Source organism: Reyranella sp., assembly GCF_965229815.1.
GTDB lineage: Bacteria > Pseudomonadota > Alphaproteobacteria > Reyranellales > Reyranellaceae > Reyranella.
Map to the genome: position 1 here is coordinate 492,556 of NZ_CBDDJN010000002.1, position 17,832 is coordinate 510,387.

The following is a 17,832-nucleotide window of genomic DNA, read 5'->3' on the forward strand; positions in this document are numbered from 1 at the left end:
AGGAGAAGGAATGCTAGCGATCCGAATGTCCCGCCACGGCGCCAAGAAGCGGCCGTTCTTCCACATCGTCGTGGCCGATTCGCGCAGCCCGCGCGATGGCCGCTTCATCGAGAAGGTCGGCACCTACAATCCGCTGCTGCCGCGCGAGCACGCCCAGCGCGTGACGCTCGACAAGGAGCGTCTGGCGCACTGGCTGCAGGTCGGCGCGCGGCCGTCGGACCGGGTGGCCAAGTTCCTTGCCGAGGCCGAGATGATGAAGCCGCGCGAGCGGCGCGACCAGACCCGCAAGCCGCAGCCGCGCGCCAAGGCGCAGGAGCGTCTCAAGGCCGCTGCCGCCGCCGCGGCGGCGGGCGCCGGGGCCTCCGAGGGCGGCGAGACGACGGAAGCCGCCGCCGGCTGAGCCTGTGGTGAGCAAGGGCCGCGTCCTGCTGGGCATCGTCGCCGCGCCGCACGGCGTGCGCGGGCTGGTGCGCATCAGGAGCTTCACCGAGGACCCGATGGCGATCGCCTCCTACGGCGCGCTGTCGGACGAGGCGGGGAAGACGCGGTACCGGGTCGAGGCACTGAGCACGGCCAAGGGTGCGGTGCTGGCCCGGATCGAGGGCGTAGCCGATCGAACGGCGGCCGAGGCGATACGCGGGCTGCGACTCTACGTGGAGCGCGGCCTGTTGCCGGCGACGGGCGAGCGGGAGTGGTACGAGGCGGACCTGGTCGGTCTGCCTGCCGTCGGATCGGACGGCCGGGATTGGGGCAAGGTGATCGCCTTCCACGATTTCGGCGGCGGACGGACGATGGAGGTCTCGGGCGGCACGGCGTCACGCCAGTCGGTGATGCTGCCGTTCAACGACGAGGCGGTGCCCGAGGTCGACGTCGAGGGCGGCAAGGTGGTGGTCGATCCGCCGGCGGGCGTGCTGGCGGTGGCGAGCGAGAAGGAGGCGTGAAGGCACGTGTGGCGCGCGACGGCGCTGACGATCTTTCCGGAGATGTTTCCCGGCCCGCTGGGCATCAGCCTGGCCGGCAAGGCGTTGAAGGAGGGCGTGTGGTCGCTGGACGCCGTCGACATCAGGCGGTTCGCCAGGGATCGCCATGGCACGGTGGATGACGCGCCGTTCGGCGGCGGAGCCGGCATGGTGATGAAGGCCGACGTGCTGTCGGCGGCGATCGAGGCGGCAGCGCCTCCGGGCGCCCCGAGGCTGCTGATGTCGCCGCGCGGCGTCCCGTTCTCCCAGGCCCGGGCTCGGGCGCTGGCGGCGGGACCGGGCGTGGTCGTGGTGTGCGGGCGGTTCGAAGGCGTCGACGAGCGGGTCATCGAGGCCCAGGCGCTGGAGGAGGTTGCGGTCGGCGATTTCGTGCTCTCGGGCGGCGAGATCGCGGCCATGGCGGTGATCGATAGCTGCGTGCGGCTGCTGCCCGGGGTGATGGGCGAGCCGTCATCGGCGAACGAGGAGAGTTTCGAGGACGGACTGCTGGAGTATCCGCACTACACGAGGCCCGCGAGCTGGACGGGACCCGACGGGATCGAACGGCGGGTGCCGGAGATTCTGGTCTCGGGCAACCACGGAAAGGTGGCGGCGTGGCGGCGGCAGCAACGGGAAGAGATCACGCGACGGCGCCGGCCCGACCTGTGGGCCCGGCGGCAGGCCGCGAGGACGGACGAAGAGAAGTGACGAAAGGATGGATGCGATGAACATTCTAGACACGATCGGCCAAGCGACGATGGACAAGGTCCAGGCCGAGCGGCCGGTGCCGCGCTTCGAGCCGGGCGACACGCTGCGCGTGCACGTCAAGGTTCAGGAAGGCAACCGCGAGCGCCTGCAGGTCTACGAGGGCCTGTGCATCGGGCGCAAGAACGCCGGCGTGAACTCGTCGTTCACGGTGCGCAAGATCTCGTTCGGCGAGGGCGTCGAGCGCGTCTTCCCGCTGTACAGCCCGGGCATCTGGGAGATCGAGGTCGTGCGCAAGGGCATCGTGCGCCGCGCCAAGCTCTACTACCTGCGCGATCTGCGCGGCAAGGCGAGCCGCATCGCCGAGGACGTCGAGGCCCAGCGCGAACTGATTGCCGAGCAGGCCGAGGAGGCCGCGAAGCGGCCGCGTCGCGAGAAGCTCAAGAAGGAAAAGCCCCGGGACGAGAGGAACATCCGTGCCGCCAAGGGCGGCGGGAAGAAGTAGGCCCGCCATGGCGTCGCGCAAGAAGTCGGCCGAGCCGCCGCCCCCTCCCCCGCCGCCGCGGACCCTGTTCGAGAAGATCTGGGATTCCCACGTCGTCCATCGCCAGGACGACGGCACCTGCGTGCTCTATATCGACCGCCACCTCGTCCACGAGGTGACCAGCCCGCAGGCCTTCGAGGGGCTGCGCATGGCCGGCCGCAAGGTGCGCCGCACCGACGCCACCATCGCCGTCGCCGACCACAACACGCCGACCACGCCGGTCGGCGAAGGCGGCATGGACGAGGAATCGCGCATCCAGGTCGAGACGCTCGAGAAGAACGTCGTCGACTTCGGCGTGCCGTACTTCGACATGAACGACCCACGCCGCGGCATCGTGCACGTGATCGGGCCCGAGCAGGGCCTGACCCTGCCCGGCATGACCATCGTGTGCGGCGACAGCCATACGTCCACGCACGGCGCCTTCGGCGCGCTCGCCTTCGGCATCGGCACCTCGGAGGTCGAGCACGTGCTCGCCACCCAGACGCTGATCCAGAAGCCGGCCAAGAACATGCGTGTGGCGGTCGAGGGCAGCCTGCCGCTCGGCGTCACGGCCAAGGACGTGATCCTGGCCATCATCGGCCGCCTCGGCACCGCCGGCGGCACCGGCTACGTGGTCGAATATGCCGGCCGCGCCATCCGCGAGATGACGATGGAAGGCCGCATGACCGTCTGCAACATGTCGATCGAGGCGGGCGCCCGCGCCGGCCTGATCGCGCCGGACGAGACCACCTTCCAGTACCTGCAGGGCCGGCCCTATGCCCCCAAGGGTGGCGCCTGGGACCTGGCGCTCGGCCAATGGCGTCGCCTGCCGAGCGACAAGGAGGCGCATTTCGACACGCGCCTCGACCTGCTCGCCGCCGACATCCCGCCGATGGTGACCTGGGGCACCAGCCCGCAGGACGCGCTGCCGATCACCGACGTCGTGCCCGATCCGGCCAATGCGCCGGATCAGGACCGGCGCGACGCCTGGAGCCGCTCGCTCGCCTACATGGGCCTGACGCCCGGCCAGCGGCTGGTCGACGTGCCGATCGACCGCGTGTTCATCGGCTCGTGCACCAACGGCCGCATCGAGGACCTGCGGGCGGCGGCGGAGATCGCGCGCGGCCGCAAGGTCGCCGAGGGCGTGTCGGCCATGGTGGTGCCGGGCTCCGGCCTGGTGAAGGCCGAGGCCGAGAAGGAAGGTCTCGACAAGATCTTCCGCGAGGCCGGCTTCGAATGGCGCATTCAGGGCTGCTCGATGTGCCTCGCCATGAACGCCGACCGGCTCGAGCCCGGCCAGCGCTGCGCCTCGACCTCCAACCGCAACTTCGAGGGCCGGCAGGGCCGCGGCGGCAGGACCCATCTCGTCAGCCCCGCGATGGCGGCGGCAGCGGCCATCAAGGGCACGCTGGCCGACGTGCGCGATTACCAGTAGAGCCGGGCAGTAGCGCCGGGCAACGAAGATCCGGATCGAAGGGCGGTGCCAACGGCACCGCCCTTTTTCCTGTCCGCGGGCCGATGTGCTAGGATGCCTTCGGTTCGTTCAGGGGAGACAGACGAATGCCCAGCGTTCCCAACTCGGGACCCGCCGCACCGCCGCCGCCCGTCTGGGACGCCCAGCCGGCCAGCAACCAGGCCGTCGCCTATGGCGGCTTCTGGATCCGGCTGGTGGCCTACATCATCGACGCGATCCTGCTCGGAATCGTAGCCAGCGTCATCGCGGCCATCGTGGGCGTCGACATGATGTCGGACGACCTCGAGAACTACGACCCGACGTTCAATCTCGTGACGTTCGTGATCGGGTGGCTCTACTTCGCCCTGATGGAAAGTTCCGAACGCGGCGCCACGGTCGGCAAGATGGCCATGGGCCTCCGTGTCGTGACTTCCGATTTCCAGCGCCTCAGCTTCCTGAACGCCACCGGCCGGTACTTCGCCAAGATCCTGTCGGCGATCATCTTCTGCATCGGCTTCATCATGATTGCCTTCACGGAACGCAAGCGCGGCCTGCACGACATGATCGCCGGCACGCTGGTCATCAAGGTCCGCTGAGCGGGCCTTCCCGGCGCGGCACGGCGGCTTGACCCGGGCGGCAAAAGCCCGTTAATTCCGACGTTTCGCGAGGGAACCCCATGGAAAAGTTCACGACGCTGCGCGGCGTCGCCGCGCCGATGCCGATGGTCAACATCGACACCGACATGATCATCCCGAAGAACTTCCTGAAGACCATCAAGCGCACCGGTCTCAAGGACGGGCTCTTCTACGAGCTGCGCTGGACGGCCGACGGCCAGAAGAAGGACTTCGTCCTCGACCAGCCGGCCTACCAGAACGCCAAGATCATCGTCGCCGGCTCGAACTTCGGCTGCGGCTCGAGCCGCGAGCACGCGCCGTGGGCGCTGCTCGACTTCGGCATCCGCTGCGTCATCTCCGAGGACTTCGCGGACATCTTCTACAACAACTGCTTCAAGAACGGCATCCTGCCGATCAAGATGCCGAAGGAAGTCATCGCCAAGCTGATGGACGATGCCAGCCGCGGCTCCAACGCCATCATCGAGGTCGACCTCGAGAAGCAGGAGATCAAGGGTCCCGACGGCGGCACGGTGCACTTCGACATCGACCCGTTCCGCAAGCACTGCCTGCTGAACGGCCTGGACGATATCGGGCTGACCATGGAGAAGGCGTCCGACATCGACGCCTACGAGCAGCGCCAGAAGGACTCGCAGCCCTGGCTGCACGCCGCCTCCTGACGACGAAGACCTCCGAGAGAAAGAAGACAATGGCGTCAAACCGCAATCTGCTGGTGCTGCCCGGTGACGGCATCGGCCCCGAAGTCATGAACGAAGTGCGCAAGATCATCGCCTGGATGGGCAGGAAGCGCGCGGTCGGCTTCGACATCAAGGAAGACGTGGTCGGCGGCGCCGCCCTCGACAAGCACGGCGTGCCGCTGTCGGACGACACGATGAAGCTGGCGCTGGAAGCCGACGCCGTACTGTTCGGCTCGGTCGGCGGGCCGAAGTGGGATACCGCCGACTTCTCCAAGAAGCCCGAGCGCGGCCTGCTGCGTCTGCGCAAGGAGATGGACCTCTTCGCCAACCTGCGCCCGGCCAAGGTGTTCGACGCCCTGGTCGACGCGAGCTCGCTCAAGCCCGAGATCGTCAAGGGTCTCGACATCATGATCATCCGCGAGCTGACCAGCGGCGTGTACTTCGGCGAGCCGCGCGGCCGCCAGACCAACGCCCAGGGCGAGGTCGAGGCGTTCGACACCCAGCGCTACACCGTCCCCGAGATCCGCCGGGTCTGCGCCGTCGCCTTCGAGCTGGCGCGCAAGCGCAAGAACAAGGTGATGTCGTCCGAGAAGGCCAACGTCATGCACACCGGCGTGCTGTGGCGCGAAGTGGCGACCGAGCTGCACAAGGAGAAGTATTCCGACGTCAAGCTCGAGCACATGTATGCCGACGCGCTGGCCATGCAGCTCCTGCGCGCGCCCAACCAGTTCGACGTCATCGTCACCGACAACCTGTTCGGCGACATCCTGTCGGACGAGGCCTCGATGCTGACCGGCTCGCTCGGCCTGCTGCCCTCGGCCTCGCTCGGCGCGCCCGACGCGACCGGCCGGCGCAAGGCGCTGTACGAGCCGATCCATGGCAGCGCGCCCGACATCGCCGGCAAGGGGCTGGCAAACCCGCTGGCCGAGACGCTCTCCTACGCGATGATGCTGCGCTACTCCTTCGACCTCGGGAAGGACGCCGACCTCGTCGAGACCGCGGTCGAGAACGTGCTAAAGGCGGGCTACCGCACCGCCGACCTGCTGGCCGGCGGCAAGGCCGACGGGGTCAAGAAGGTCGGCACCCAGGAAATGGGCGACGCCATCGTCAAGGAGCTCGACCGGCTGGCCTGACGCGGCCGGCCGGGGGCGATCCGCCTATCGCCGCCGCGAGCCCAGCACGCCACGCAGGATGATCCTGGTGCCCTCGCGCACCAGGGTGCTGCCGAACGCCCGCCCCATCGACTTCAGAGTGGCCTCGAGAGCGGTGTCGCTGCGCCGTGTCGGAGCGCGCGGCGCGGGTGCGGGTCGCGGCTCGCCGCGCGGTTCGGCCCGGGGGCGCGGTGCCGGGGAGTCGGGCGCCTCCCCCGTCTGCGGAACGCGCGTGCGCCCCCACGGTCCCGGCGAAGCCGGTGGCGGGGCGTCGTACTGGCCGCGCCGGCGTGGCCGAGACTCAGGGCCGTCGGCCTCGTGCTCCACCTGGCCACCACCCGCCCGCCGCTGCAGGACCTCGTAGGCCGAGTCGCGATCGACGCCTTGCTCGTATCTGCCCGCCAGCGGGCTCGACCGCAGGGCGGCGGCGCACTCGGCCGCCGTCGCCGGCCCGATGCGGCCCTGCGGCGGCGCCACCAGGCAACGCTCGACCGGCTCGGGCACGCCCTTGGCGTCGAGGAAGGAGACCAGCGCCTCGCCGACGCCCAGCTCGACGATCGCCTGCGCGGCATCGAACTTGGGGTTCGGCCGGAACGTCTCGGCCGCGGTGCGGACCGCCTTCTGGTCGCGCGGCGTGAAGGCGCGGAGCGCGTGCTGCACGCGGTTGCCGAGCTGTCCAAGCACCGACGCCGGGATGTCGAGCGGGTTCTGGGTGATGAAGTAGACGCCCACGCCCTTCGACCGGATGAGGCGCACGACCTGCTCGATCTTGTCGAGCAGCGCCTTGGGCGCGTCGTCGAACAGGAGATGGGCCTCGTCGAAGAAGAACACGAACTTCGGCCGGTCGAGATCGCCGACCTCGGGCATCACCTCGAACAGTTCCGACAGAAGCCACAGCAGGAAGGTCGCGTAGAGACGCGGGCTCTGCATCAGACGGTCGGCGGCCAGGATGTTGACATAGCCCAGGCCCGCGCCGTCGCGACCGATCATGTCCCGGAGGTCGAGGGCCGGCTCGCCGAAGAAGCGCTCGCCGCCCTGCTGCTCCAGGGTGAGCAGCGCCCGCTGGATGGCGCCGATCGACTGCTTGGTCACGTTGCCGTAGCGCGTGGTGAGCGAGCCGGCATTCTCGGCCGCCCACTGCAGCACCGATTGAAGGTCCTTAAAGTCGAGCAGCAGCAGTCCCTGCTCGTCGGCGACCTTGAAGACGATGTTGAGCACGCCTTCCTGCGTGTCGTTGAGCTGCAGCAGCCGGGCCATCAGCACCGGGCCGATCTCGGTCACCGTGGTGCGGACCGGATGGCCCTTCTCGCCGAACAGGTCCCAGGGGATCACCGGGAAGGCCCGTCCGGCATAGGGCTCGATCTCGAGCTGGCGGGCCCGCTCGACGGCGCGCGGATTGTCGCCGCCCGGCAGGCCGATTCCCGACAGGTCGCCTTTGACGTCGGCCATGAAGACCGGCACGCCGTAGGCGGAGAAGCCCTCGGCGATGGTCTGCAGCGTCACCGTCTTGCCGGTGCCGGTGGCGCCCGCCACAAGACCGTGCCGGTTGGCGTACTTCAGGAGCAGGAACCGGTCGGTCTCGCCTGCGCCCACGAAGATCGCCGTGTCGTCACTCATCCCGTTTCCTTCCGCCGCACATTGGACTTTAGCCAAAGTTCGGCGGCCATAGTAGGCTGGCCCGATGAGCCTTCCCCGCCTTCAGCTATCCGTCATCGGCGACGAAATCGGCCCGACTCTCGACGAAATGATCGCCTTCGCGCACGAGCACGACCTCAAGCGACTCGACATGCGCACCGTGGCCGGCCGCAACCTGCTCGCCATGACGACGGAGGAGGTGATCCACATCAGCCGGACGCTGGAAAAGGCCGGTATCACCGTGACCGCTTTCGTTTCGCCACTGTTCAAGTGGCGGGCGCCGGGAAAGGCGCCGCCCAGCGGGCCGGTGGATTTCGCCTTCGATCCCTCGCAGTGCCCGGTCGAGGACTGGGTGGCGCACGCCATCCAGATCGCGGTCATCCTGGGCGCCCCGCACATGCGGATCTTCAGCTACCTGCGCTATCCCGGTTTCCGTCACACCGACCTCTACAAGATCGGCGGCCATCTCGGGAAGCTCTTGGGCCTGGCCAGCCATTACGACATCTCCCTGCAGCTCGAGAACGAGCCGGTCTGCAACCTCGGCACCATCGCCGAGCTGGCGGCCTTCTTCGAGGCCGACGAGAAGCTGGCGCAGGAAGCGGCGGAGACACAGGACGAGCTGGCGGCGCTCGAGAATGCCGGCACGCCCGACCAGCCGCGCTACCTGCGGCCGCTGGTTGACATCGCCAACGCATGGGCGGCCGGCGAGCGGCCGAGCGACGCCGACATCGCGACCCTGGCGCCTTTCACCACGGCGATCCATCTCAAGGACCGGGACCTCGCGGCCGGCCGCGTCGTGCCGTTCGGCGAGGGCAACGTGCCGTGGGCCGACGAGCTCAGGCGACTGCTGGCCGGAGTCGAGACCAAGGAAGTGCTGGCCAGCATCGAGACCCACGTGCCGGACGACCGGCGCAACGCCACCGCTCGCTCGCTCGCCGGCCTGCGCCGCATCGCCGGCGAGATCGGGGTCGAGATCACCTGACCGGTCCGATGCGGTCCTACGCGTTCGTCACGGTCGACGTCTTCACCGACCGCCGCTTCGGCGGCAACCCGCTGGCGGTCTTCCCCGACGCCGACGGCCTGTCCGACGCCGACATGCAGGCCCTGGCGGCAGAGTTCAACCTCAGCGAGACGACCTTCGTCCTGCCGCCCGCCGATCCGGCGAATACCGCGCGCGTGCGCATCTTCAACCGCACGGCCGAGATGGCCTTCGCCGGTCATCCCAACGTGGGAACCGGCTGGGTGCTGTCCGGACGGGGCCGCGCCCGCGACGGCAGGTTGCGCTTCGAGGAGATCGCCGGCCTGGTCGAGGTCGAGGCCGGCGCCGACGGCATCGTCACCATCTCCGCGCCGCAGCCGCTGTCGCTCGGCCCCGAGATGCCGGTCGACCTGCTGGCCGGGTGTGTCGGCCTGTCGACACCCGACATCGTGTGCACGACCCATCGGCCCGTGATGGCCTCGGTCGGCAACGGTTTCGTCGTAGCCGAGGTCACGCCCGATTCCCTGTCCCGCGCCGCGCCCGACCTCGCCCGCTTCCGCGCCGCCCACGAGGACTTCCCGCATCTCGGCCCCCGCCGCCTGCCCGTCTATCTCTACGCGTCCGACGGCCGGACCGACGACGGCAGCCGGCGCCTGCGCACGCGCATGTTCTCGCCCCTGTCCGGCACGCTCGAGGATGCCGCGACAGGGAGCGCCGCGACCCCGCTGGCGGCTCTGCTGCTCTCGCTGGGGCCGGACGAGGCCGCAGGCTATGCCATCGTCCAGGGCGTCGAGATGGGCCGGCCGAGCCGGCTCGCCTGCCGGGCGTGGCGGGCATCGGACGGCATCCGCGCCAGCGTCGGCGGCGGCTGCGTGCCCGTCCTGTCGGGCGAGGTGTCGCTGTAAGGCAGGCTGCCGCGGCCTCAGTGGATGGTGGCCAGTCCGACCAGGATCGCGAAGCCCGATCCGCCCGTGACCGCCAGCCGCCAGGCCCAGCGATAGAGCGTCACGCGACGCTCCACGACCTTGCCCAGCGCCTCGATCTCGGCCTCTTCGGGCAGCCGGCTGCCGCGGTCCTCACCGGGAAGCGCGCCCAGGAACTCGCGGCCGATGCCGATCACGGGGAAGGCGAAGCCGCAGCTCACGACGCTCGCGACCAGGCTGAGATGGCCCACGAACATGCCCGCCGCCTTGATGACGGTGTTGGCGCCGGCGAAGGGATCGGTGGCGCGGACCACGACGAGATAGGCCAGGGCGGCCACGACGATGGCGTTGAACCGCAGCAGCGCCGAGGTCTTGGAATCGAGCGTCGAGAGCATCGAGTCGAGGTGATCCTTGGCGTTGATCAGCACGCGCTCCTGCGGTGCGCCCTCGCCCACCTCGCGGCGCGCCATCGCGAGCGCCCGGCCGGCGGCGATCATGCGCGCAGGGCCTCGATGTTGGCGGCGTACTTCCCGGGTCCGCCGGCGAACACGGCCGTGCCAGCGACCAGGGCGTCGGCGCCGGCAGCGCGGCAGCGACGGGCGGTCTCGGGGTTGACGCCGCCATCGACCTCGAGGTCGATGGGCTTGCCCAGCGCGTCGATCGCCTTGCGCAGGGCCGCAATCCTGGCGAGCTGGCTGTCGATGAAGGCCTGGCCGCCGAAACCCGGGTTGACGCTCATGACCAGCACCAGGTCGAGGTCGCCCAGCACGGGCTCGACGGCGGAGAGCGGCGTCGCCGGATTGAGCACGCAGCCCGCCCGCTTGCCCAGGCCTTTGATGAGCTGCAGCGTGCGATGAAGGTGCGGGCCGGCCTCGGGATGGACGGAGATCGTGTCGGCACCGGCCTCGGCAAAGGCCGGGACCAGCGGGTCGACCGGCGAGACCATGAGATGCACGTCGAAGGGCAGGCGGCTGTGCGGCCGCAGGGCCTTCACCACCATCGGCCCGATCGTCAGGTTCGGCACGAAATGGTTGTCCATCACGTCCACATGGATCCAGTCGGCGCCGGCGGCCGTCACCGCCTCGACCTCGCGGCCCAGCGCCGCGAAGTCGGCGGACAGGATCGACGGCGCGATGCGGACGGGCTTCTGCATGTCAGGTGCCCGGCCGCGTCGGCGCTTCCCAGCCCTTTCGGCGGAAGGGATTGGCCGGAAAGGTGCCGAGCGGCTTGAACTCCTCGGAGAAGAAACCGAGCTCCTCGAAGGCGAGCTTCATCGCGCGCTGATCGGGATGGCCCTCGACCTCGGCATAGAACTGCGCCTGCTCGAACTGTGCGCCCGACAGGTAGCTCTCCAGCTTCACGATGTTCACGCCGTTGGTGGCGAAACCGCCCAGCGCCTTGTAGAGCGCGGCCGGCCGGCTCTTCACCCGGAACAGGAAGGCGGTCATGCATTGCACCGTGCGCCAGTCGGGACTGGCCTCGTCGCGCGAGAAGACCAGCATGCGGGTCGTGTTGTGGTCGGCATCCTCGATGTTGCGCGCGAGGACCTTGAGGCCATAGATGCGCGCCGCCAGCGACGAGGCGATGGCGCCCACCGCCTTGTCGCCGTCTTCGGCGATCTCGCGGGCCGCGCCGGCCGTGTCGGCGTGGACCAGCGGCGCCAGGCGATGCTTGCGCAGGAAGTTTCGGCACTGGGCCAGTGCCTGGACGTGGCTCTTCACCGTCTTGATCGACTTCAGCGTCGCGCCTGGCAGGGCGACCAGGCAGTGCTCGACCCGCTGGAAGTGCTCGGCCACGATCTTGAGCCGCGTGTGGGGCAGCAGGCTGTGCAGGTCGGCCACCCGGCCGGCGATCGAGTTCTCGACCGGGATCATCGCCAGTTCCGCCTTGCCGGCCTGGACGGCCGCCATGGCCGTCTCGAACGTCGGGCAGGGCAGGGTCGTCATGTAGGGAAACGCCGACCGGCAGGCCATGTCGGAATTGGCGCCGGCCTCGCCCTGGAAGGCGATGCTGTTGCTCGCCGCACTGCCACCGATGCGGGCTCGCTTCCGCGCCTTCGCCATCTCCGTTTCCCCCCGGGCGCGTCGCGCCCCAAAACTGCTGCGAGGCGTTGTTTCGCCCGCCGGATAAGCCCCGTCAATCGCCCGACAATCGGCGAAAAACCTCGCAAAATCCGGGACTTGCGACGTTCCGCCGCGCGAGGCCGCGTCCGTGATCAGATACTACTGGCGGTGCTGCGGGCGTGCTACAGCAACGTCCGGAATTTTGGCGCTGCGGGAATCGACTATGGCCAGTTTCAACACGATTGCGGGCTGCGTTCTGGCCTCGGCGCTGTTCGCGATGGTGGTGGGCAAGGTCTCCAACGCCCTCGTCCATCCGCACAAGCTCGAGAAGCCGGCCCTCGCGGTCTCCGACACGCCGCCGGTCGCCACGGCCGCCGCGCCGGCCCAGGAGCTGGCACCGATCGGCCCGCATCTCGCCGGCGCCAACGTCGAAGCCGGCAAGGCGCTGTTCCAGAAGCAGTGCTTCCAGTGCCACACCGTCGACAAGGGCGGCCCCAACAAGGTCGGCCCCAACCTCTGGGGCCTCGTCGGCCGCAAGAAGGCGAGCCACGAGGGCTTCAGCTACTCCTCGGCGCTGCAGGCCAAGGGCGGCGACTGGACCTACGAAGACATCAATCACATGATCTTCAAGCCGTCGGCCTACGTGCGAGGCACCAAGATGGCGTTCGTCGGCGTGCCCAAGGAAAAGGAGCGCGCCGACATCATCGCCTACCTGCGCACGATGGCGGACTCGCCGCAGCCGCTGCCCTGATCCGGGGAGCAAGGCCATGACCGGGTCGGTCCCTGCCGAGCTGGTCGCCCTCGCCCATCGCCTCGCCGACGCCGCGCGGCCGATCGCGGCACGCTACTTCCGCACCGGCGTGACGATCGACGACAAGACCGACGCCAGCCCCGTCACCATCGCCGACCGCGAGGCCGAGACGGCGATGCGCGCGCTGCTCGACGAGCACGTGCCGCAGCACGGCGTGTTTGGCGAGGAGCACGGCGCTGTGCGCACCGACGCCGAGTATGTCTGGGTTCTCGATCCGATCGACGGCACCAAGGCGTTCATCACCGGCCTGCCGATCTTCGGCACGCTGATCGCCCTGCTCCACCGCGGCCGGCCGGTGCTGGGCGTCATCGATCAGCCCATTCTCCAGGAGCGCTGGCTGGGCGTCGACGGCGCGGCCTCGACGTTCAACGGCCGGCCGATCCGCGTGCGCGCCTGTGCGAGCCTCGACCACGCCTACATGTACTCGACGGCGCCGATCATGTTCCCCGGCGCGCTCGCCGCGCGCCACGAGGCGCTGACCCGGCGCGTGAAGCTCTTCCGCTGGGGCGGCGACTGCTACGCCTACGGGCTGCTGGCGTCGGGCCATCTCGACCTGGTGGTCGAGAACACGCTCAAGCTCTACGACTTCGCGGCCCTGGTGCCGGTCGTCCGCGGTGCCGGCGGCCTGATCACGGACTGGGCCGGCCGCGAGCTCGACATGAATTCCGACGGCTCGGTGTTGGCGGCCGGCGACGCCGCCGTGCACCGGCTCGCGCGCGAGGTCCTGTCGGGCACGGCACCGTCGACCGCGCCGCGTCGCGGCCTGGGCTAGGCTCGAGGGGATCGCGAGCGCCAGGCGTCGCGGTCGATGTCGAACCAGACGATATCCTTGAAGCCCTTGTAGTCGACGCGGCGGCGGTAGCCGAGGCCGAGCCGCCGCATGACCGCCTGCGAGGCGAGATTGTCCGGCAGGGTTATGGCGAAGATCAGGTCGAGGCCGAGGGTCCCAAAGCCGTAGTCGAGGGCCGCGCGCGCGGCTTCCGTAGCGTAGCCCTGCCCCCAGGCGTCGGGATGCAGCGCCCAGAGTACCTCGGTCTCGGCGAACTCCGGCACGTAATTGAGCCCGGCATGGCCGACCAGCCGGCCGTCGCGAAAGAGGCCCCACGGCGCGTGGCGCCGCTCCCGCCAGCCCGCCGCGAAGCGGGCGATGGCCGCCTCCGCCGCCGCCACGGGCTCGTCCGAGGCGGGCGGCAGCCATCGGGACACGTCGGGATGGAAGCGCATCTGCGCATAGGCCGGAGCATCCGCCGGTTCCAGCGGGCGCAGCACCAGCCGCTCGGTCTGCAGGGTGGTCATCTTTACAGAACTTTACACCCGCGAGAGGAACGCGAAACCGGGGGGCTCCATATCAGCGTCACGGGGAATCACCCGCAACACACGGAGCATCACATGACGAACGACATCACGCTGAAGGGCACCCGCCGGACGAGCCTGAGGACGGTCATGGCGGCCCTGCTTGCCGGCAGCCTCGCCGCTACGGCCGGCGGCGTCGCCTACGCCAAGACCGAGGGTCGCACCTTCGATCCCGTCAAGTTCCAGGAGCGGATCGAGAAGCGCGTCGACAAGGCGCTGACCGGGACCGACGCGAGCGCCGAGCAGAAGAAGAAGGTCGTGGACATCCTCCAGGCCGCCTTCAAGGAGATGAAGCCGCTGCATGGCCAGCGCGTCGAGAACCGCAAGGCGATGGAATCCGCGATGCAGGCCCCGACCATCGACCCGGCGAAGATCGAGCAGATCCGCGCCGAGCAGATGAAGATCGCGGACCAGGGCTCGAAGATCTTCACCCAGGCCCTGACCGACGCCGGCAAGGTGCTGACGCAGGAGCAGCGGCAGGCCTTCTTCAAGAACTGGCATCAGCGCCACGGCCACGGCAAGCGCGGATGACATGACGGGGACCCCGGCCCGATACTGATCCTATGGCCGAGCGTATCCTGATGATCGACGACGATGTCCGCCTCGCCGGGATGGTCTCCGACTATCTCGGCGGGGCGGGCTTCCGTCTGACCACCGCCGCCACGGCGCGCGAGGGCGAGGCGCTGCTGAAGCGCGAGTCGTTCGACGCCATCATCCTCGACCTCATGCTGCCGGACGCCGACGGCCTCGACCTCTGCCGGCAGTTGCGCGCGGCGACGGACGTGCCGATCCTCATGCTGACGGCGCGCGGCGAGCCCATGGACCGGGTCGTCGGCCTCGAGGTCGGCGCCGACGACTATCTCGCCAAGCCCTTCGAGCCGCGCGAGCTGCAGGCCCGGCTGCGCGCCATCCTGCGCCGCCGCACCGGTCCGGTGCGCAGCGACAGCCTGCGCTTCGGTCGCCTCGAGATCGACAAGGGCGCCCGCATCGTGCGGCTGGACGGCGAGGAGAAGCCGATCACCTCCTACCAGTTCGCGCTGCTGCTGGCGCTGGCCGAGCGCGCCGGCCGCGTCCTGTCGCGCGACGCGCTGATGGACCTGCTGAAGGGCGAGAAGCTCGAGGCCTTCGACCGGTCGGTCGACGTGCACGTCTCGCGCATTCGCGCCGCCATCGAGGACGATCCGAAGAAACCGCGGCGCATCCTGACCGTTCGCGGCGCGGGCTACGTCTTCGCCAGGGACCAGGACCGATGAGAACGCGCACCCTGTCATCCCGAGCGCAGCGAGGGACCTTTCCTGTTGCGCCGAAGGTCCCTCGCTGCGCTCGGGATGACAGATGGGCCTTCCGCAGCGAACGTGCGCCCTGATGCAGCGGCTGTACCTGCAATTCTATCTCGCCATCCTGGTCGTGCTGGCGGTATTCGTGGGCGCCGCCGCGCTGCTGTGGCGGCTGGCCGACGACGATGCCCGGACACCGCAGTATTTCCAGGTCGCCGCCGAGCTGACCGGGGCGCTCCTGCCCGACAGCGACGCGCCGGTCGCCGAGCAGCAGCGCGCCATCGAGGTCCTGCACCGCAAGCTGCGCTTCGACATCGCCCTCTACCGCTCCGACGGCGACCTGATCGCCCGCGCCGGCAAGCCGCCGCCGCGCTTCGACGTGCAGCGCGCGCGCCCGGGCTGGCGCCGCGGCCCGGGCGCGCCCAACTTCACCCTGCAGCTTCCCGACGGCCGCTGGCTGGTCGCGCGCCAGGTGCGCGAGCGGCCCAACCCGACCGTCTGGATCACCGCCTTCCTCGCCCTGGTCGCGCTGGCGATCGCCGTCGGCGCCTATCCCGTGGTCCGCGGGCTGGGCCGACGGCTGGAGCGGCTCAAGGCCGGCGTCGAGAAGTTCGGCGACGATCTCGGCGCGCGTGTGAAGGTCGAGGGCCACGACGAGGTCGCCGCGCTGGCCCAGAGCTTCAACCGGTCGGCGGCGCGCATCGAGGAGCTGGTCGCGGCGCATCGCCTGCTGCTGGCCAACTGCAGCCACGAGCTGCGCACGCCGCTGGCCCGCATCGCCGTGGCGGCCTCCCTCCTCGGCGACAACGCCGATGCCCGGACCCGCGATTCGCTGAAGCGTGACATCGCCGAGCTCGATCACCTGATCGAGGAGATCCTGCTGGCCAGCCGGCTCGACGCCCAGGGCGGCGCCGACGTGCGCGAGCCGGTCGACCTGCTGGCGCTGGCGGCCGAGGAAGCCGCCCACTACGACCTCGAGGCGACCGGCGCGCCGGTCACCGTGACGGGCGACCGGCTGCTGCTGCGGCGCGCCATCCGCAACCTTCTGGAGAACGCCCGCCGCCACGGCGGCGAGGGGCCGGTGACGATCACCGTCACGCCGCAGGACGGCCGGGCGCGCGTCGACATCGTCGACCACGGGCCGGGCGTGCCGCCGGAGGAGCGCGAACGGATCTTCGAGCCGTTCTACCGGCTGGCGCGCTCGCGCGAGACGGGCCGCGGCAGCGGCCTCGGCCTCGCCCTGGTGCGCCAGATCGCGCGGCGTCACGGCGGCTCCGCCGTTTGCTTGGCGACAGACGAGGGCGGCAGCCGCTTCCGCATCGACCTGCCCGCCGCGTAGTATCCGGTGAACGGACGTTCACCAATGGAGCGCTGGCATGGATTTCGATGTTCCTGCCGACATCAAGGCCTATCTCGACGAGCTCGACACCTTCATCGAGCGCGAGATCCGTCCGCTCGAGCGCGAGAACGACAATATCCGGTTCTTCGACCATCGCCGCGAGCACGCCCGCACCGACTGGGACAATGACGGCCAGCCACGGCACGAATGGGAGGAGCTGCTGGCCGAGATGAAGCGCCGCGCCGACAAGGCCGGCCATCTGCGGTTCGGCCTGCCCAAGGCGCTGGGCGGCAAGGACGGCTCGAACCTCGCCATGGCGATCATTCGCGAGCACCTCGCCCACAAGGGTCTCGGCCTGCACAACGACCTGCAGAACGAGAGCTCGATCGTCGGCAACTTCCCGGTCGCCCTGCTGCTGCACCGCTTCGGCACGCCGGAACAGAAGGAGCGCTATCTCGAGGGCATGTTCACCGGCAAGGAGCGCATCGCCTTCGGCCTGACCGAGCCCGACCACGGTTCCGACGCGACCTTCATGGAGACGACCGCGACGAAGCAGGGCGCCGACTGGATCATCAACGGCATGAAGCGGTTCAACACCGGCATGCACACTGCCACGGTCGACCTGGTCTTCGCCCGCACCTCGGGCAAGGCCGGCGACGCGCGCGGCATCTCGGCCTTCCTCGTTCCGGTCACGTCGCCCGGCTTCAAGGTCGAGTACATGTGGTGGACCTTCAACATGCCGTCCGACCATGCCGAGGTCTCGCTCAGGGACGTCAAGGTGCCGGGCTCGACCATGCTGGGCGAGGAAGGCCGCGGCCTCGACGTCGCCCAGACCTTCGTGCACGAGAACCGCATCCGCCAGGCCGCCTCGAGCCTCGGCGCGGCGCAGTACTGCATCGACATGTCGGTGGCCTATGCCCGCAACCGCAAGGTCTTCGGCAAGGCGCTGGCGTCGAACCAGGCGATCCAGTTCCCGCTGGCCGAGCTGCACACCGAGGCCGAGATGACGCGCGGTCTGGTGCGCAAGACCGCCTGGCACCTCGACCGCCAGCACCACATGAACGTCAGCGAATGGGTGGCGATGTCGAACTACCGCGCCAACCGGCTGGTCTGCGACGCCGCCGACCGCGCGATCCAGGTCCATGGCGGCATCGGCTATTCCCGCCACATGCCGTTCGAGCACATCTACCGCCACCACCGGCGCTACCGCATCACGGAGGGCTCCGAGGAGATCCAGATCCGCCGCGTCGCCGGCGCCCTGTTCGGCTTCTGGGGCGCCCAGAAGGCATCGACGGCACCGAAGGCGTGAGGTCTCGACACGCTCACTCCCCCATCTCCCCCGTTCATGTTCC

General features: G+C 69.6%; 21 protein-coding genes. 16 read left to right on the plus strand and 5 right to left on the minus strand.

The genetic code is table 11. The annotated features are described in order from the left end of the window. Nucleotides 1-10: 10 nt before the first annotated feature. The 8 genes from rpsP to leuB all read left to right on the plus strand — a co-directional run bounded on the left by rpsP (nucleotide 11) and on the right by leuB (nucleotide 6,082). Nucleotides 11-400, plus strand: coding sequence for a 30S ribosomal protein S16 (gene rpsP, locus ACO073_RS02860; protein WP_421995069.1), 390 nt, complete (start codon nucleotides 11-13; stop codon nucleotides 398-400). A gap of 7 nt (nucleotides 401-407) precedes the next feature. Beyond that, complete coding sequence (gene rimM, locus ACO073_RS02865) at nucleotides 408-941, plus strand: ribosome maturation factor RimM (RefSeq protein WP_421995071.1); 534 nt, start codon at nucleotides 408-410, stop codon at nucleotides 939-941. A gap of 42 nt (nucleotides 942-983) precedes the next feature. Continuing rightward, on the plus strand, nucleotides 984-1,667 hold the full coding sequence (gene trmD, locus ACO073_RS02870; RefSeq protein WP_421997382.1) for a tRNA (guanosine(37)-N1)-methyltransferase TrmD: 684 nt from the start codon (nucleotides 984-986) through the stop codon (nucleotides 1,665-1,667). A 16-nt stretch (nucleotides 1,668-1,683) separates the two neighbouring features. After that, complete coding sequence (gene rplS / locus ACO073_RS02875) at nucleotides 1,684-2,169, plus strand: 50S ribosomal protein L19 (protein WP_421995073.1); 486 nt, start codon at nucleotides 1,684-1,686, stop codon at nucleotides 2,167-2,169. A gap of 7 nt (nucleotides 2,170-2,176) precedes the next feature. Further along, entirely contained in the window at nucleotides 2,177-3,622 is a 1,446-nt protein-coding gene (leuC, locus tag ACO073_RS02880; protein ID WP_421995075.1) for a 3-isopropylmalate dehydratase large subunit, read from the plus strand. A 125-nt stretch (nucleotides 3,623-3,747) separates the two neighbouring features. Beyond that, nucleotides 3,748-4,236: an RDD family protein gene (locus ACO073_RS02885; protein WP_421995077.1), complete on the plus strand. Its 489-nt coding sequence runs from the start codon at nucleotides 3,748-3,750 to the stop codon at nucleotides 4,234-4,236. An 80-nt stretch (nucleotides 4,237-4,316) separates the two neighbouring features. After that, on the plus strand, nucleotides 4,317-4,931 hold the full coding sequence (gene leuD, locus ACO073_RS02890) for a 3-isopropylmalate dehydratase small subunit (RefSeq protein WP_421995079.1): 615 nt from the start codon (nucleotides 4,317-4,319) through the stop codon (nucleotides 4,929-4,931). Between the two features lie 29 nt (nucleotides 4,932-4,960). Then, the gene (leuB, locus tag ACO073_RS02895) at nucleotides 4,961-6,082 is read left to right on the plus strand and encodes a 3-isopropylmalate dehydrogenase (RefSeq protein WP_421995081.1); all 1,122 of its coding nucleotides are present in this window, start codon (nucleotides 4,961-4,963) and stop codon (nucleotides 6,080-6,082) included. A gap of 24 nt (nucleotides 6,083-6,106) precedes the next feature. Here the strand turns inward: leuB and ACO073_RS02900 are convergent, their stop codons facing one another. Continuing rightward, nucleotides 6,107-7,717, minus strand: a complete 1,611-nt coding sequence (locus ACO073_RS02900; RefSeq protein WP_421995083.1) for a helicase HerA-like domain-containing protein — start codon at nucleotides 7,715-7,717, stop codon at nucleotides 6,107-6,109. 64 nt (nucleotides 7,718-7,781) lie between these two features. Between ACO073_RS02900 and ACO073_RS02905 the strand changes: the two genes are divergently transcribed. Beyond that, nucleotides 7,782-8,717 carry a sugar phosphate isomerase/epimerase family protein gene (locus tag ACO073_RS02905; protein ID WP_421995085.1) on the plus strand — a complete coding sequence of 312 codons (936 nt, stop codon included), beginning with the start codon at nucleotides 7,782-7,784 and terminating at the stop codon, nucleotides 8,715-8,717. Between the two features lie 8 nt (nucleotides 8,718-8,725). Then, nucleotides 8,726-9,619 (plus strand): PhzF family phenazine biosynthesis protein, encoded by an 894-nt coding sequence (locus ACO073_RS02910; protein ID WP_421995087.1) that lies wholly within the window; start codon nucleotides 8,726-8,728, stop codon nucleotides 9,617-9,619. A gap of 17 nt (nucleotides 9,620-9,636) precedes the next feature. Here ACO073_RS02910 and ACO073_RS02915 read toward each other — a convergent pair whose 3' ends face one another. The 3 genes from ACO073_RS02915 to ACO073_RS02925 are packed head-to-tail and all read right to left on the minus strand — an operon-like array spanning nucleotide 9,637 to nucleotide 11,700. After that, nucleotides 9,637-10,134, minus strand: a complete 498-nt coding sequence (locus ACO073_RS02915) for a hypothetical protein (RefSeq protein WP_421995089.1) — start codon at nucleotides 10,132-10,134, stop codon at nucleotides 9,637-9,639. Next, a complete protein-coding gene (gene rpe, locus ACO073_RS02920) occupies nucleotides 10,131-10,790 on the minus strand; it encodes a ribulose-phosphate 3-epimerase (RefSeq protein ID WP_421995091.1) in 660 nt (219 codons plus the stop codon). Before rpe ends, ACO073_RS02915 begins: the two co-directional genes overlap by 4 nt. A gap of 1 nt (nucleotide 10,791) precedes the next feature. After that, on the minus strand, nucleotides 10,792-11,700 hold the full coding sequence (locus tag ACO073_RS02925) for a prephenate dehydratase (RefSeq protein WP_421995093.1): 909 nt from the start codon (nucleotides 11,698-11,700) through the stop codon (nucleotides 10,792-10,794). A gap of 223 nt (nucleotides 11,701-11,923) precedes the next feature. Between ACO073_RS02925 and ACO073_RS02930 the strand changes: the two genes are divergently transcribed. Further along, nucleotides 11,924-12,451, plus strand: coding sequence for a c-type cytochrome (locus tag ACO073_RS02930; protein ID WP_421995096.1), 528 nt, complete (start codon nucleotides 11,924-11,926; stop codon nucleotides 12,449-12,451). A 16-nt stretch (nucleotides 12,452-12,467) separates the two neighbouring features. Continuing rightward, nucleotides 12,468-13,283, plus strand: a complete 816-nt coding sequence (gene hisN / locus ACO073_RS02935) for a histidinol-phosphatase (RefSeq protein WP_421995098.1) — start codon at nucleotides 12,468-12,470, stop codon at nucleotides 13,281-13,283. On the opposite strand, the gene ACO073_RS02940 is transcribed toward hisN, so the two are convergent. Further along, nucleotides 13,280-13,807 carry a GNAT family N-acetyltransferase gene (locus tag ACO073_RS02940; protein WP_421995100.1) on the minus strand — a complete coding sequence of 176 codons (528 nt, stop codon included), beginning with the start codon at nucleotides 13,805-13,807 and terminating at the stop codon, nucleotides 13,280-13,282. The two genes, hisN and ACO073_RS02940, sit on opposite strands and share 4 nt — an antisense overlap. Before the next feature lie 93 nt (nucleotides 13,808-13,900). Here ACO073_RS02940 and ACO073_RS02945 point away from each other — a divergent pair, with 93 nt between their 5' ends. The 4 genes from ACO073_RS02945 (at nucleotide 13,901) to ACO073_RS02960 (ending at nucleotide 17,789) form a co-directional block, all read left to right on the plus strand. Next, entirely contained in the window at nucleotides 13,901-14,395 is a 495-nt protein-coding gene (locus tag ACO073_RS02945; protein ID WP_421995102.1) for a Spy/CpxP family protein refolding chaperone, read from the plus strand. Nucleotides 14,396-14,427: 32 nt separating this feature from the next. Beyond that, entirely contained in the window at nucleotides 14,428-15,117 is a 690-nt protein-coding gene (locus ACO073_RS02950) for a response regulator (RefSeq protein WP_421995104.1), read from the plus strand. Nucleotides 15,118-15,229: 112 nt separating this feature from the next. After that, on the plus strand, nucleotides 15,230-16,480 hold the full coding sequence (locus ACO073_RS02955; RefSeq protein WP_421995106.1) for an ATP-binding protein: 1,251 nt from the start codon (nucleotides 15,230-15,232) through the stop codon (nucleotides 16,478-16,480). 37 nt (nucleotides 16,481-16,517) lie between these two features. Then, the gene (locus tag ACO073_RS02960; protein ID WP_421995108.1) at nucleotides 16,518-17,789 is read left to right on the plus strand and encodes an acyl-CoA dehydrogenase family protein; all 1,272 of its coding nucleotides are present in this window, start codon (nucleotides 16,518-16,520) and stop codon (nucleotides 17,787-17,789) included. The last annotated feature ends 43 nt before the right edge of the window (nucleotides 17,790-17,832 follow it).